We start from the raw sequence: 15340 nt of genomic DNA on the forward strand, positions 1-15340 counted from the left end.
CTGCCGTGTCGATGGAGGCGCATTATAGGGAGTTCTCGAGCGCCCGCAATAGAAAAATGGCAGAAAAATGACTGACTGCTGCATTCCCCAGCAAAACCCCGCTTTATACCTCTTTACACACAGAATTATCCACAGGAGAGCGTCAAAACATGACCGAACGCCCCGCGGATCGGCAGCTACATAGAAGGAGAACCATCGGCCTAAAGAGAAAGATAAAAATTCGCGAGCGTTGCGCAAACGTTTTCGTTACAATGCCGCGCAATGACACGGATGCCCGGTTGGGTGCGTTAGGTGAGTTTTTAGGCAAAAACTCACCTAACGCTCTCTGTAATGTTCAAATCCTGGGGATTTAATACCATGCAACAACGTCGTCCAGTCCGCCGCGCTCTGCTCAGTGTTTCTGACAAGGCCGGTATCGTCGAATTCGCGCAGGCGCTTTCCGCTCGTGGTGTCGAGCTGCTGTCCACCGGCGGCACCGCCCGCCTGCTGGCAGATAAAGGCCTGCCGGTAACCGAAGTCTCTGACTACACCGGTTTCCCGGAAATGATGGATGGACGCGTGAAGACCCTGCATCCGAAAGTACACGGCGGCATCCTCGGTCGTCGCGGTCAGGATGATGGCATCATGCAGCAGCACGGTATCGCGCCTATCGATATGGTGGTCGTTAACCTCTATCCGTTTGCCCAAACCGTCGCTCGTGAAGGCTGCTCGCTGGAAGACGCGGTGGAAAACATCGATATCGGCGGCCCAACCATGGTCCGCTCCGCGGCGAAGAACCACAAAGATGTCGCCATCGTGGTGAAGAGCAGCGACTACACCGCCATCATTAATGAAATGGACGCCAACGAAGGCTCCCTGACGCTGGACACCCGCTTCGACCTCGCCATTAAAGCCTTCGAACACACCGCCGCGTACGACAGCATGATCGCCAACTACTTCGGCAGCATGGTTCCGGCCTATCACGGCGAAAGCAAAGAAGCCGCTGGCCGCTTCCCACGCACCCTGAATCTGAACTTCATTAAGAAGCAGGATATGCGCTACGGCGAAAACAGCCACCAGCAGGCTGCCTTCTATATAGAAGAGAATGTCAAAGAAGCTTCCGTGGCAACCGCTACCCAGCTGCAGGGTAAAGCGCTCTCCTATAACAATATTGCCGATACCGATGCGGCGCTGGAGTGCGTGAAAGAGTTCAACGAACCGGCCTGCGTGATCGTTAAGCACGCTAACCCGTGCGGCGTTGCCGTCAGCGACTCGATCCTTGACGCCTACGATCGCGCATACAAAACCGACCCGACCTCCGCGTTCGGCGGCATCATCGCCTTCAACCGCGAGCTGGATGCCGACACCGCGCAGGCGATCATCTCTCGCCAGTTTGTCGAGGTGATCATCGCCCCGTCCGCCAGCGAAGAAGCGCTGAAAATCACTGCCGCGAAGCAGAACGTCCGCGTACTGACCTGCGGTCAGTGGGAAGCGCGCGTTGCCGGTCTCGATTTCAAACGTGTCAACGGCGGCCTGCTGGTTCAGGACCGCGATCTCGGTATGGTCACCGCAGGCGAACTGCGCGTGGTCAGTAAACGTCAGCCGAGCGAGCAAGAGCTGCGCGATGCGCTGTTCTGCTGGAAAGTGGCGAAATTCGTCAAATCCAACGCCATCGTGTATGCCAAAGACAATATGACCATCGGCATAGGCGCCGGCCAGATGAGCCGCGTCTACTCGGCGAAAATTGCCGGGATTAAAGCCGGTGACGAAGGTCTGGAAGTGAAAGGCTCCGCCATGGCCTCCGATGCCTTCTTCCCGTTCCGCGACGGGATTGACGCCGCGGCTGCGGTCGGCATCACCTGCGTTATCCAGCCGGGCGGCTCTATCCGCGACGACGAAGTGATTGCCGCCGCTGACGAACACGGCATCGCCATGATCTTCACCGATATGCGCCACTTCCGCCATTAATTCATGGAGCTGCAGATGAAAGTATTAGTAATCGGCAACGGCGGGCGTGAACACGCCCTGGCCTGGAAAGCGGCCCAATCGCCGCTGGTTGATACCGTCTACGTTGCGCCGGGCAACGCAGGTACCGCGCTGGAGCCGTCGCTGCAAAACGTCGCCATCGGCGTCACCGATATTCCGGCGCTGCTGCGCTTCGCTCAGGATGAAAATATCGACCTGACCATCGTTGGTCCGGAAGCGCCGCTGGTCATTGGCGTGGTCGACGCGTTCCGTGCCGCCGGGCTCGCCATCTTTGGGCCAACCGAAGGCGCGGCGCAGCTGGAAGGCTCAAAAGCCTTCACCAAAGATTTCCTCGCCCGTCATCATATCCCGACGGCGGAATACCAGAACTTCACCGAGGTCGAGCCTGCGCTGGCTTATCTGCGGGAGAAAGGCGCGCCGATCGTCATCAAAGCCGACGGTCTGGCGGCGGGTAAAGGCGTTATCGTGGCGATGACCCTTGAGGAAGCCGAAGCGGCGGTCAAAGACATGCTGGCCGGTAACGCCTTTGGCGACGCCGGACACCGCATCGTCATTGAAGAGTTCCTCGATGGCGAAGAGGCCAGCTTCATTGTGATGGTCGACGGCGAGCACGTCCTGCCGATGGCCACCAGCCAGGATCACAAACGCGTCGGCAACGGCGATACCGGCCCGAACACCGGTGGGATGGGCGCTTATTCTCCGGCGCCGGTCGTGACTGATGAAGTCCATCAGCGCACCATGGAGCGTATTATCTGGCCAACCGTGAAGGGCATGGCCGCGGAAGGCAACACCTATACCGGTTTCCTGTATGCCGGTCTGATGATCGACAAGCAGGGCAACCCAAAGGTCATTGAGTTCAACTGCCGCTTTGGCGATCCGGAAACCCAGCCGATCATGCTGCGCCTGAAATCTGACCTGGTAGCGCTGTGCCTCGCCGCCTGCGCCGGCAAGCTGGATGAGAAAACCTCCGAGTGGGATGACCGCGCATCGCTGGGGGTAGTGGTTGCCGCCGGCGGCTATCCGGGCAACTACAACACGGGCGATGAGATCCATGGCCTGCCGCAGCAGGAAGCGGCAGACGGTAAAGTCTTCCATGCCGGCACGAAACTGTCTGACGACCAGCGCGTGGTCACCAACGGCGGGCGCGTACTGTGCGTCACCGCCCTGGGCGATACCGTAGCGCAGGCGCAGCAGCGCGCCTATCAGCTGCTGACCGATATTCGCTGGGATGGCAGCTTTAGCCGAAACGATATCGGCTGGCGCGCCATTGAGCGCGAAAAGGCTAACGGCTAAGTTTCGCCAACAGCGTTTTCCGCGTAATGCCTAACTGACGGGCGGCTTCGGTTTTGTTGCCGCCCGTTTTTTCCAGCGCCGCCAGAATCACCTCTTTTTCGACTTCCACTAGCGGCTGAATCAGCCCCTCCTCGCTCCCGCCTGACGGCAGCGGCGTACCCGCGATCGCCAGCGGCAATTCCCGCCCGGAGATATAGTCCCCGGTCAGTAGCACCACCGCCCGCTCCACCGCGTTTTCCAGCTCGCGAATGTTGCCCGGCCAGGAGTAGTGGATCAGCAGATCCATCGCCTGTGGAGTGAACCCCTTTACCGCCTTACGATTGCGTTCGGCATAGCGTTTGAGAAAGTGCTGCGCCAGCGGCGGAATATCTTCCCGGCGCCGGCGCAGCGGCGGCATCTCAATAGTCACGACGTTCAGGCGGTAATAGAGATCCTGGCGAAAACGCCCGGCGCTTACCTCTTCCGCGAGGTTGCGGTGGGTGGCGGCGATCAGCCGCACATCAACGGCAAGCGTCTGGTTGCTGCCGACCCGCTGCACCTCCCGTTCCTGAATCGCCCGCAGCAGCCGGACCTGCATCAATGGTGAGATATCGCCAATTTCATCGAGGAACAGCGTGCCGCCATCCGCTTCGACAAAGCGCCCTTCACGTCGCCGATCCGCGCCGGTAAACGCCCCTTTTTCATGGCCGAAGAGTTCCGACTCCAGTAGCGACTCATTCAGCGCCGCGCAGTTGAGCGTCACCAGCGGCTTATCACCGCGCCCGCTGCAGGCGTGGATGGCGCGCGCCACCAGTTCCTTACCGGTTCCCGACTCCCCATAGATCAGCACCGTCGCATCCGAAGGGGCTACCAGCGTAATATTATTAAGAAGCGCCTGCATCGCCGGGCTGTCGCCTATCATGCCCCAGCGCGAACTCGCTGCGGCGGGGTGTTCGCCCTCGCTATGCCGGGTGTGTGCCAGCGCCTGGACTAACGTCTGCTGTAACGTGTCAAAATCCAGCGGTTTAATCAGATAATCCAGCGCCCCGGACTTGATGGCCTCCACCGCCGTATCGACGCTGGAGAACGCCGTCATGATCAGCACCGGGATCGCCGGGTTATAGGCTTTAATCTCTTTTAACGTCGCGATACCGTCCATCTCCGCCATGCGAATATCGCACAGCACCAGGTCGAAGACCTGCTGATGGATCAGCTCCAGCGCCTGCAGGCCGTTGTGGGCTAATGCCACCTGATAGCCCCAGCCGCGCAGCAGCGCCTGCAGGATCGTGCAGTGGCTGATGTCATCATCGACAACCAGAATCTGTACCTTATCGCTGCTCATCTTCCCTCCGTTGAGCATCAATCGGTAGCCAAAGCGTAAATATCGCTCCGGCCCCCGGCTGACTTTCGGCGCGGATCGTCCCGCCATGTTGTTCGATAATATTCTGCACCACCGCCAGCCCCAGCCCGGTGCCGTCCGCTTTGGTGGTGAAATAGGGGGTGAAGATGGCCTGCAGCTCTTCGGCAGTCATCCCTTTACCGCTATCTGCGACGACGATTTTCATCCGCTGACGGTCAGCTTCGCTTGCCGATACGCGAATGACGCCGTCACGGCCAATCGCCTGCATCGCGTTCAGGTACAGGTTCAACAGCACCTGGTTCAGGCGGTCGGCATCGGCGTTGATCGTGGAGAGCTCCGGGCGCGGAGTGAATTGCAGCGCGATCCCGCGACTCTGCGCATCCTGGCTAACCAACTGCAATGAGTGGTGGATAAGCGCGTTAATATCCACCGGCTGGTAATTTAAATGCGCGGGCCGGACCAGCTCCAGCAGCTCACTGACCACCCGATTGAGGCGGTCGGCCTCTTTGGCCATCACCTGCGCTAACTGATGCGACTCACCGCCCGGCGGCGTGCGCTCGGCAAAATATTTTGCCAGCCCTTTAATCGACGAGAGCGGATTGCGGATCTCGTGCGCCACGCCCGCCGCCAGATGGCCAAGCGCCAGCAGTTTCTCTTTGCGGGCCATCGCCTCCAGCAGTTGTTTCCGTGAGCGGCGATAGCGGCGGAACCAGAACTGGGCAAGGATCGTTGCCGCTGTCACCAACGCGGCGGCGCCCAGCATGATGGCCATATTCCGCTGCCCGCGGGCCTGCGCGGCATCCAGCTCGCGGCTATCAAAGGCGATAAAAATCACCTGCGGGACGCTGGCTTGAGCCAGGGCGCTGTTGCCGCGATTCATCATGCCCCTATGGTGGCCGCGGGCCGGATTGAGCGGGCGAAACTGGCGATAGATCTCCATGGCCGGCTGCGGCTCGCTAAGCCGCCGCCAGCGAGCCTGTTCGCCAACCGCCAGCGCACGCATCTGCGCGGGGCTGTAGAGCGTTTGACCCACCTGCTGCGGATCGCTGTGGGCGATGATGGCGCCATTGTCATCAGTCACCGCGAACCACAGGACGCCCGGCTGCCAGGCCATCTCTTCCAGCAGGGCCTGCAGCTGCGCGTGGTGCATCCGCATTCCCATGCCAACGCGCGTGCCGGACTCCAGCGCGCGGATCAGTACGCTCCCCTTCTCCTCGATAGTTTGTCGGGCGGCGGTCGTCTCACGACCGTAGTCGCGGACGATCATCGCGGAGAACAGCACCACCAGCAGCACTACCGTACCGGTCAGCAGCCAGCTCAGCGCGCCAGCGGCAGCGTCCCGGGAAAAAGGTTTGATCTTCATCGGCGAGTCCTTGTCATCTCCTTTTCGCTATCAGCAGGATCTTTCAGCAGAAATCATGCCATGTTTCCGCGCGGCCAAACCTGCTCTCAAACATATCGCCTGCGCTTTAGCGAGTAAAAATGACTCGCCGGTCCCGGGCGGAACGGGTCATTTTTACTCGCTCTTCTCTTTAACGGCCTCGGCAGGCCTGCACGGACGGGCTTTTTCAGGCTGGCATGAAAGATGCAATACCGAGAGAAACCACACAGGAGAAAATGCCATGAAACGGAACCGTACCTTACCTCTCGCCCTCGTTACCTTAGCCGCGCTGACCTTCGGCAGCAACACGGCCTGGGCCAACCACCACTGGGGCAACAATAACGGGATCGGCAACCAGGGCTACAGTCAGCTGACCCAGGAGCAGCAGGCTACCGCGCAAAAGCTGCATAACGATTACTATGAGCAAACCAGCGCCCTGCGCCAGCAGTTGCAGTCCAAACGCTATGAGTACAATGCGTTGCTCACGGCGCAAAAGCCGGACAGCGGCAAGATTGAAGCCGTCGCTCAGGAGATGGAAGGCTTACGCCAGAAGCTGGATCAGCAGCGGGTGAAATTAGATCTCGCCCTGGCTGAGGCTGGCGTTCCCCGCGGCGCAGGAATGGGATATGGCGGCTGTCGCGGTAGCGGCGGCGGTCATATGGGCATGAATCACTGGTAAAGGTTAGAAGCTTTTTTCCGTCGGCTGCCAGGTGCAGAAGTTTTCATTGGCCACCAGCAGCAGTTGAGAGCCTTCCGGCGCCTCCAGCCAGGCAATGCTCACCGCGGCGGAAGCGTGGCTCTGCCGACGTTCAATGTGCGCCAGAGCCCGACTATCGAGGTCGGGCGTGACCGTCTGCCCTTCACAGGTCAGCACGGTATGCGCGGCGGCGTTCCAGCGCCCCTGACGCAGGACGACCCGTCCCTGGCGGAGGGCGTCGCTGGTCTGGCGGATCTGCTCGGCGCGATAACGGTACAGCGCGACCTGGTCGCTGGAGAGTTGCTGCTTCTGCCCGTCAACTTCCCGCTGCATAAAGCTCAGATCGCCCTGCGCGTCGAAGCGGGCACGAATATGTTCCGGCGGCTTGCCGTAGACATTGAGTTCAATCAGCGTCAGCTGATCGCCCTGCCAGCGATATTCGCTGGTCGAGGTGTCCCCGTGACGCCACGGGCTGAAGGCGGCGAGAAGATGGACTTCATCGCCAGAATCTTTACGCCAGATACGCATCGCCCCCTGGTTGTCCGCATAACCGCTGGCGGTAAATGGTGGTAGCGACGCGTTATGGCTGCAGGCAGTCAGCAACAGGATGCCCGCCAGCGCCAGAGGCCGGCGCCAGACAGACAAAAGGGGCTTAATAGCCCCTTCGATAAAACTGTTCACTGCCACGCGGTCTTACTTAACTGCGTCTTTCAGTGCTTTGCCAGAAACAAATGCCGGCACGTTAGCTGCAGCGATTTTGATCTCTTTACCGGTCTGCGGGTTGCGGCCAGTACGCTCAGCGCGGTGGTTCACTTTGAAGGTACCGAAACCAACCAGTTGAACAGCATCACCTTCTTTCAGAGACTCAGTAATTGCAGCCAGGGTAGATTCCAGGGCAGCTTTAGCCTGTGCTTTGGACAGGTCAGCTTTGTCCGCAATTACATCAATCAGTTGAGTCTTGTTCATAAGTTATCCTTACAATGTGTTTATCGCTTGCTAAGCATCGAGTGCGACGGAAATGCCAAAAAAGCACCCTCCTGCATACACGCACCGATAGCCACTTTTTTTCGCCCTCCAAATGTAGACCAGACGGGGGGCGGAATGGAAGCCTTCAGACGCTACAATTCAGGCGGTAAATCACGTTTTCTGGTCTCACTGCTGAAAATTTATACCAATATTGCTCTCGCCGGCCTCACGCAGGTCCGCGCGCAGGCCTTTTATCAGCTCAAGGTCACGCTCTTCGCAGTCGGCCAGCAGGCGGAAAATTTCCCACTGAATGTCCCATTCCTGCTCTACCGCCGGGTTCGCTTTCAGCTCTTCGTCGGTCATTTCGCGACCTTCCTGGGTCATTTCCAGCATCGCCACGGTGGTGATAGAGGTTTTGCTCACCTCGATCGCGTGCTCGAGCGTTTCGCCGCTCAGACGTGAATGGATCAGTTCGCTCAACGCCACGCAGGCGTCTATGGCCGGATAAACACCGTACAGGTCGAAATCATCTGCCGCCGGGATCGCCTCTTCCAGTTTCTCCAGCTGACTATCGAAATTCACCTTCGCATCTTTGACCGTCAGCGTTTCCCAGATCAGATCTAGGATACGACGGTACAGCTGGCCGTCGCCAAACTCGGTTTGCTTGCAGAACATCGCGTAGTTGGGGTACATACGCTCGCACAGGCAGGCCATAAAAGTGACATGCTGCCAGCTTTCCAGCTTCTCCAGGCGCAGGTGAATCGGGTTTTGTAACATGATGAATTCTCGAAGTCAGAAATTAGGCGCAGTGTACCTGAATCAGCTGTGATTTGCTTGCCAACGCACAAACGACGGACGGCGGGAAGCCACCGCATCGGCCCAGCGCGTCGGTTCGGGCAGACGATAGCCTCGCATGCAGCGTTCGACCCACATTAAAGCGCTGTCCATGCCTACCCGGTGGCCGGTGCTAATAAACAGCGGGTTGCAGCGCACTTTGCTGCGCCAGACCCAAGCCAGTTGCTCATTTTTATCCATCAGCGGGGCCAGCGCACCGGGCTCATCACCCAGGTCGCCGATTTTGCCGCACAGCCGTTTTTTCGCCACCCCGATGGTCGGCACGTCGATCATCAGGCCAAAATGGCTGGCGACGCCGAGCCGCCGGGGATGGGAGATACCGTGGCCGTCAACAAACAACAGGTCCGGTTTTTGCGAAAGCTGCTCCCACGCCGCCAGCAGCGCAGGGGTTTCGCGAAACGAGAGAAAGCCGGGAATATAGGGCATGGAAGTGGCGACGCGCGCCACCTGATACTCCACCAGCTCCAGTTCAGGCCAGGTCAGCAGCACCATCGCAGCCCGGGTGATCTCCCCTTCCTGCTCAAACCCGACATCCGCGCCGCCGATCAACGTCGGTGGGTCACGATCCAGTCGATCCGCGCGCTCTACCGACGCGGCTAACTGTTGCTGCTGGATACGGAGTGCGGCTAAATCCATATGGCTGATCTCCTACTGGTGATAGGGTGCGGAAAGACGATGCACCGCTTCAACAAAGACGCCCGCATGCTCAGGGTCAACGTCCTGATGGATGCCGTGGCCGAGGTTAAAGACGTGGCCTTCTCCCTGACCAAAGCCGGCGAGGATGGTCGCGACTTCTTCTTCAATACGCGCGGGGGGCGCATAGAGCATGGACGGATCCATGTTGCCCTGCAGCGCGACTTTGTCGCCCACGCGACGACGGGCATCGGCAATATCGGTGGTCCAGTCGAGACCCAGCGCGTCACAGCCGGTCTCCGCCATCGCTTCCAGCCACTGACCGCCGCCTTTGGTGAACAGCGTCACCGGCACGCGGCGGCCTTCGTTTTCCCGCAGCAGGCCATCGACGATTTTATGCATGTAGTAGAGGGAGAACTGCTGGTAGTCGCGGCCGGTCAGCACCCCGCCCCAGGTGTCAAAAATCATCACCGACTGCGCGCCGGCTTTGATCTGCGCGTTGAGATACAGGGTGACGCTCTTCGCCAGCTTATCCAGCAGCGCGTGCAGCGCCTGCGGGTCGGCGTACATCATCTTTTTGATGACGGTGAAAGCCTTGCTGCTGCCGCCTTCCACCATGTAGGTCGCCAGCGTCCATGGGCTACCGGAAAAACCGATCAGCGGCACTTCGCCTTTCAGTTCGCGGCGAATGGTGCGCACGGCATTCATCACGTAGCCCAGTTCCTGCTCGGGATCCGGGACTGGCAGCTTGTCGACGTCGGCTTTGCTTTTCACCGGCGAGGTGAAGCGCGGGCCTTCGCCTGCCTCAAAGTACAGCCCCAGCCCCATGGCGTCCGGGATGGTCAGGATGTCCGAAAAGAGGATCGCCGCGTCCAGCGGGTAACGACGCAGCGGCTGGAGCGTCACTTCGCAGGCCAGCTCGGCATTTTTACACAGCGACATAAAGTCGCCCGCTTGCGCACGGGTGGCTTTGTACTCCGGTAAATAGCGGCCCGCCTGGCGCATCATCCACACCGGGGTGACATCAACCGGCTGACGCAGCAGCGCGCGCAGGTAACGATCGTTCTTCAGTTCGGTCATTTTTACATTCCTTTAGCGTTGATACGCCCAGTGTAACATGTCACTCGAACTCTGCCCGACACATCGCGACGGTATCTTCGATAAGCCGGCGCGCCACCGTCCCCGGCGGCGGCAGAAGCGGCAGATCGTCATAGCGGTACCAGTCCGCGCTGAGTAACTCTTTTTTATCCACCACGATATCGCCCTCCGCGTAATCCGCCATAAAGGCAGTCATCAGCGACTGCGGGAACGGCCACGGTTGAGAAGTCACGTAGCGCAGATTTTTCACCCGGATACCGCTCTCCTCCATCACCTCACGGGCAACGGCCTGCTCGAGGGTTTCGCCGACCTCGACGAACCCGGCCAGCACGGTGTGTATCCCATTGCGATGTCGGGTATGTTGCGCCAGCAGGATCGCATCGTCGCGACGGATAGCGACGATAATGCACGGGGCAATTTGCGGGTAGTAACGTTCACGGCAGTGGCTGCACAGCATCGCCCATTCGCTTTTACTGGCATGCATCGGGTGACCGCAGTAGCCGCAAAATTTATGCGATCGATAAAATTCGGCGAGCTGGATCCCCCGTCCCGCCAGCTGAAAGAGTCCCGGATCCTGATCCAGCACCTGGCGTAACGATCCCATGTCATGGCGGCGATCCTGGCGCACCATCCACACCGGATCGCCCTGCCATTCGCCGATATGCAGCGCATGCTGGCCGACAAGATCGAAATTAACCGCTTCGCCATGTGGTAATTCTCCACCAGGCAACCATAATTTTTGTTCGTGACTGACAACCCACCAGCCGCGATCTAATTTTTCAATAATACGATCCATATCTATTGCACTACCTTTGCTTCACTGGCATGTTGTTAACATTATATTTACATTTTTGGTGAGCAGATTTAAATCAAAACTAGCGGAGTCAATCATGCTAAACCAGCTGGAAAATCTGACGGAGCGCGTTGGCGGTAGTAATGAACTGGTCGATCGCTGGCTACAAGTGCGTAAGCATCTGCTCGTGGCTTACTACAATCTGGTTGGCCTGAAACCGGGCAAAGAGTCGTTTATGCGGCTAAACGAAAAGGCGCTGGATGACTTTTGCCAAAGTCTGGTGGATTACCTCTCGTCCGGTCATTTTAGTATTTATGAACGCATTATTGGCGAAATGGAAGGCGATACCCCACTTTTAGCCGCCACCCGGCTTTACCCGCAGCTGGAAGCCAATACCCAGCAGATGATGGACTACTACGATACCTGCCTCGAAAACGCCATTGATCATGATAACTACCTTGAATTTCAGCAGGCGCTGTCGGATATCGGCGAGTCGCTGGAAGCGCGTTTCGCCCTGGAAGATAAACTGATCGCCCTCGCCGTCGCCCATCATCTGAACGATGAGGTGCGCGATAATATTGCCCCGACCGCTTGAGTTGTGTGCAATTAACGAGTAGTTTACCTTCATTCCCCCTCTCCGGAGGGGATGTCATCTTGTCGGAGTGCTTATTTTCCATGTGAAGGCTAACGTGGAAAAGGCTGAGACCGTTAATTCGGGATCCGCGGAACCTGATCAGGCTAATACCTGCGAAGGGAACAAGAGTAAACTGCTGTTCGCGTCAGTCCGTCAGGGCCGATCGCATCTGTTACTCCATCCGTCGTCTGACAAGCCATGTCCTTTTCATCTGGAATGCGCTATGTCTACTACCAAACTGACCCGTCGTGAGCTACGCGAGCACGCGCAGCGATTTATCGATACGCTGGAAGGCGCTGCTTTCCCTAATTCGCGCCGTATCTACATTCAAGGTTCACAAGCGGATATCCGCGTCCCAATGCGTGAAATCCAGCTCAGCCCAACCCTCGTCGGCGGCGATAACGATAACCCACAGTACGAAGCCAACGAACCGATCCCGGTGTATGACACCTCCGGACCTTATGGCGACCCGGATATTGGCATTAATGTCCGCCAGGGGCTTGCCAGGCTGCGCCAGCCGTGGATCGACGCGCGCAATGACTGCGCCCCGCTCAGCGAACGCAGCTCGGCCTATACCAAAGCGCGGCTGGCCGATGACGGCCTTGATGAGCTGCGCTTCAATAGCCAGCTGAAGCCAAAACGCGCCGTTGCCGGCAAATGTGTTACCCAACTGCACTACGCCCGCCAGGGGATCGTCACCCCGGAGATGGAGTTCATCGCCATTCGCGAAAACATGGGCCGCGAACGTATTCGCAGCGAAGTTCTGCGCCAGCAGCATGCCGGCGAAGGCTTCGGCGCCCGCCTGCCGGAAAACATTACCCCTGAGTTCGTCCGTGATGAAGTGGCCGCCGGGCGCGCCATCATCCCGGCCAATATCAACCACCCGGAGTCTGAGCCGATGATTATCGGCCGCAACTTCCTGGTAAAAGTGAATGCTAATATCGGCAACTCGGCGGTGACCTCCTCCATCGAAGAAGAGGTCGAGAAGCTGGTCTGGTCCACCCGCTGGGGCGCCGATACGGTGATGGATCTCTCCACCGGCCGCTATATCCACGAAACCCGCGAGTGGATCCTGCGTAACAGCCCGGTACCGATCGGCACCGTACCGATTTACCAGGCGCTGGAGAAAGTCAACGGCATCGCCGAGAACCTCACCTGGGAAGCCTTCCGCGATACCCTGCTGGAACAGGCCGAACAGGGGGTCGACTACTTCACCATTCACGCCGGCGTACTGCTGCGCTACGTCCCGATGACCGCGAAGCGTCTGACCGGCATCGTTTCGCGCGGCGGCTCAATCATGGCCAAATGGTGCCTGTCGCACCATCAGGAAAACTTTCTCTACCAGCATTTCCGCGAAATCTGCGAAATCTGCGCCGCCTATGACGTGTCGCTGTCGCTGGGCGATGGCCTGCGCCCCGGCTCCATCCAGGATGCTAACGACGAAGCGCAGTTCTCCGAGCTGCGCACCCTCGGCGAGCTGACGAAAATCGCCTGGGAGTATGACGTGCAGGTGATGATCGAGGGCCCCGGCCACGTGCCGATGCAGATGATCCGCCGCAATATGACCGAGGAGCTGGAGCACTGCCACGAAGCGCCGTTCTACACCCTCGGGCCGCTCACCACCGACATTGCGCCGGGCTACGACCATTTCACCTCCGGCATCGGCGCGGCGATGATCGGCTGGTTCGGCTGCGCCATGCTGTGCTATGTCACGCCAAAAGAGCATCTCGGCCTGCCCAACAAAGAGGATGTGAAGCAGGGGTTGATTACCTACAAAATCGCCGCCCACGCCGCCGACCTGGCGAAAGGTCACCCCGGGGCGCAGATCCGCGATAACGCCATGTCGAAGGCGCGCTTTGAATTCCGCTGGGAAGACCAGTTTAACCTCGCGCTGGATCCGTTCACCGCCCGGGCCTATCACGATGAAACCCTGCCGCAGGAATCCGGCAAAGTTGCCCACTTCTGCTCCATGTGCGGTCCGAAATTCTGCTCAATGAAGATCACTCAGGAAGTCCGCGACTACGCCGCCAGACAGGCCATCGACGCCGGCATGGCCGATATGTCGCATCACTTCCGCGCCCGCGGCGGCGAAATCTACCTGAAACAGGAGGAAGTCTGATGTATCAGCCTGATTTTCCACCCGTCCCGTTTCGTCTCGGACTCTACCCGGTAGTGGACAGCGTGGCGTGGATTGAGCGCCTGCTCGAAGCCGGCGTGCGTACTCTTCAGTTACGCATCAAAGACCGACACGACAGCGAGGTGGAGGATGACGTCATCGCCGCCATCGCCCTTGGCCGCCGCTATCACGCCCGGCTGTTCATTAACGATTACTGGCGACTGGCGATCAAGCACCAGGCCTACGGCGTACATCTCGGACAAGAAGATCTGGAAACCACCGATCTGAGCGCCATCCGCCAAGCCGGGCTACGTCTGGGCGTCTCCACCCATGACGATATGGAGATTGATGTCGCCCTGGCGGCGCGCCCCTCATACATCGCCCTGGGTCACGTCTTCCCGACGCAAACCAAACAGATGCCCTCCGCGCCGCAGGGGCTCGAGCAGCTTGCCAGACATATCCAACGCCTGGCGGATTACCCCACCGTGGCGATCGGCGGAATTAGCCTTGAAAAGGCCCCGGCGGTGCTGGCGACCGGCGTCGGCAGCATCGCAGTGGTCAGCGCCATCACCCAGGCGGCGGACTGGCGGGCAGCGACCGACCAGCTGCTGGCGCTGGCGGGAGCGGGCGATGAATGATCACGACTTTATGCGCTATAGCCGTCAGCTGCTGCTGGAGGATATCGCCATCGAGGGGCAGCAGAAGCTGTTAGCCAGCCGGGTGCTGATTATCGGCCTTGGCGGGCTGGGCTCCCCGGCGGCGCTCTATCTGGCCGGGGCTGGCGTCGGGACGCTGACCCTGGCCGATGACGACGCCGTGCATCTCAGCAATCTGCAGCGGCAGATCCTGTTCACCAGCGCGGATATCGATCGGCCAAAAGCCGCGGCGGCAAAGACGCGGCTCAGCCAGCTAAATCCGCAGATCAAACTGGTTGCGCTCCAGCAGCGATTAAGCGGCGAGGCGCTGCGCGCCGAGGTGGCGAAAGCGGACGTGGTGCTGGACTGTACCGATAACATGGTCACCCGCCAGGCGATCAATGCCGCCTGCGTGGCCCTCGACATCCCGTTAGTGACCGCCAGCGCCGTCGGCTTCGGCGGTCAGCTGATGGTGCTCACCCCCCCCTGGACGCAGGGTTGCTATCGCTGCCTGTGGCCGGATAGCGACGAACCGCAGCGCAACTGCCGCACCGCGGGGATCGTCGGTCCGGTGGTCGGCATGATGGGCACGCTGCAGGCGCTGGAGGCCATTAAACTGCTCAGCGGCATGACGACGCCGCGCAACACTCTGCGGCTGTTCGACGCCCGCACCAGCAACTGGCGTAACCTGGCGCTACAGCGTTCCCGGGGCTGCCCGATTTGCGGAGGGCGGCATGCAGATCTGGTTTAACGACGAGCCGCTGGCGTGCGCCGACCATCTCAGCGTCAGCGCCCTGCTGACCCAGCTCGAACAGCTGCAGCCGGGCGTCGCGCTGGCGCTCAATCAACACATTCTGCCGCGCGACCGGTGGGAAGATCATCTCTTGCAGGAAGGCGATCGAGTCCTGCTTTTTCAGGTTATCGCTGGAGGCTGA

The 15340-nt window shown here is 59.5% G+C and carries 16 protein-coding genes and 1 riboswitch; of the genes, 8 read left to right on the top strand and 8 right to left on the bottom strand.

What is annotated here, in order from left to right:
- Positions 1-357: 357 nt before the first annotated feature.
- Both purH and purD read left to right on the top strand, forming a co-directional pair.
- The gene (purH, locus tag LGM20_RS24160) at positions 358-1947 is read left to right on the top strand and encodes a bifunctional phosphoribosylaminoimidazolecarboxamide formyltransferase/IMP cyclohydrolase (protein WP_023291607.1); all 1590 of its coding nucleotides are present in this window, start codon (positions 358-360) and stop codon (positions 1945-1947) included.
- Between the two features lie 15 nt (positions 1948-1962).
- Positions 1963-3258 (top strand): phosphoribosylamine--glycine ligase, encoded by a 1296-nt coding sequence (gene purD, locus LGM20_RS24165; RefSeq protein ID WP_044524908.1) that lies wholly within the window; start codon positions 1963-1965, stop codon positions 3256-3258.
- On the opposite strand, the gene zraR is transcribed toward purD, so the two are convergent.
- Together zraR and zraS are read right to left on the bottom strand one after the other, a co-directional pair.
- Entirely contained in the window at positions 3248-4579 is a 1332-nt protein-coding gene (gene zraR / locus LGM20_RS24170; RefSeq protein ID WP_023291605.1) for a sigma-54-dependent response regulator transcription factor ZraR, read from the bottom strand. The genes purD and zraR overlap by 11 nt on opposite strands.
- Entirely contained in the window at positions 4566-5960 is a 1395-nt protein-coding gene (zraS, locus tag LGM20_RS24175; RefSeq protein ID WP_044524906.1) for a two-component system sensor histidine kinase ZraS, read from the bottom strand. The genes zraR and zraS overlap by 14 nt, the downstream gene beginning before the upstream one ends.
- 259 nt (positions 5961-6219) lie before the next feature.
- Here zraS and zraP point away from each other — a divergent pair, with 259 nt between their 5' ends.
- Positions 6220-6657, top strand: coding sequence for a zinc resistance sensor/chaperone ZraP (zraP, locus tag LGM20_RS24180; protein ID WP_017901120.1), 438 nt, complete (start codon positions 6220-6222; stop codon positions 6655-6657).
- Between the two features lie 3 nt (positions 6658-6660).
- Here zraP and LGM20_RS24185 read toward each other — a convergent pair whose 3' ends face one another.
- The 6 genes from LGM20_RS24185 to nudC form a co-directional block, all read right to left on the bottom strand.
- A complete protein-coding gene (locus LGM20_RS24185; RefSeq protein ID WP_023319466.1) occupies positions 6661-7356 on the bottom strand; it encodes a DUF1481 domain-containing protein in 696 nt (231 codons plus the stop codon).
- Between the two features lie 12 nt (positions 7357-7368).
- Entirely contained in the window at positions 7369-7641 is a 273-nt protein-coding gene (gene hupA, locus LGM20_RS24190) for a nucleoid-associated protein HU-alpha (protein ID WP_002884342.1), read from the bottom strand.
- A gap of 186 nt (positions 7642-7827) precedes the next feature.
- Entirely contained in the window at positions 7828-8418 is a 591-nt protein-coding gene (locus LGM20_RS24195) for a YjaG family protein (protein ID WP_004206742.1), read from the bottom strand.
- Positions 8419-8460: 42 nt separating this feature from the next.
- Positions 8461-9132, bottom strand: coding sequence for a deoxyribonuclease V (gene nfi, locus LGM20_RS24200; RefSeq protein WP_004206743.1), 672 nt, complete (start codon positions 9130-9132; stop codon positions 8461-8463).
- A gap of 12 nt (positions 9133-9144) precedes the next feature.
- On the bottom strand, positions 9145-10209 hold the full coding sequence (hemE, locus tag LGM20_RS24205) for a uroporphyrinogen decarboxylase (RefSeq protein WP_044524905.1): 1065 nt from the start codon (positions 10207-10209) through the stop codon (positions 9145-9147).
- Between the two features lie 40 nt (positions 10210-10249).
- Positions 10250-11023, bottom strand: coding sequence for an NAD(+) diphosphatase (gene nudC, locus LGM20_RS24210; RefSeq protein WP_044524904.1), 774 nt, complete (start codon positions 11021-11023; stop codon positions 10250-10252).
- Between the two features lie 94 nt (positions 11024-11117).
- Here nudC and LGM20_RS24215 point away from each other — a divergent pair, with 94 nt between their 5' ends.
- The 5 genes from LGM20_RS24215 (at position 11118) to thiS (ending at position 15340) form a co-directional block, all read left to right on the top strand.
- A complete protein-coding gene (locus LGM20_RS24215; protein ID WP_023291598.1) occupies positions 11118-11615 on the top strand; it encodes an Rsd/AlgQ family anti-sigma factor in 498 nt (165 codons plus the stop codon).
- 53 nt (positions 11616-11668) lie between these two features.
- Positions 11669-11793: riboswitch (TPP riboswitch) on the top strand.
- Between the two features lie 84 nt (positions 11794-11877).
- Positions 11878-13773, top strand: a complete 1896-nt coding sequence (thiC, locus tag LGM20_RS24220) for a phosphomethylpyrimidine synthase ThiC (RefSeq protein ID WP_023291597.1) — start codon at positions 11878-11880, stop codon at positions 13771-13773.
- Entirely contained in the window at positions 13773-14408 is a 636-nt protein-coding gene (gene thiE / locus LGM20_RS24225) for a thiamine phosphate synthase (protein ID WP_044524903.1), read from the top strand. Before thiC ends, thiE begins: the two co-directional genes overlap by 1 nt.
- Positions 14401-15156 (top strand): thiazole biosynthesis adenylyltransferase ThiF, encoded by a 756-nt coding sequence (gene thiF / locus LGM20_RS24230; RefSeq protein ID WP_023291595.1) that lies wholly within the window; start codon positions 14401-14403, stop codon positions 15154-15156. The genes thiE and thiF overlap by 8 nt, the downstream gene beginning before the upstream one ends.
- Positions 15140-15340 carry a sulfur carrier protein ThiS gene (gene thiS / locus LGM20_RS24235; RefSeq protein ID WP_017901114.1) on the top strand — a complete coding sequence of 67 codons (201 nt, stop codon included), beginning with the start codon at positions 15140-15142 and terminating at the stop codon, positions 15338-15340. Before thiF ends, thiS begins: the two co-directional genes overlap by 17 nt.

It is taken from the genome of Klebsiella quasipneumoniae subsp. quasipneumoniae, from assembly GCF_020525925.1.
Taxonomy (GTDB): domain Bacteria; phylum Pseudomonadota; class Gammaproteobacteria; order Enterobacterales; family Enterobacteriaceae; genus Klebsiella; species Klebsiella quasipneumoniae.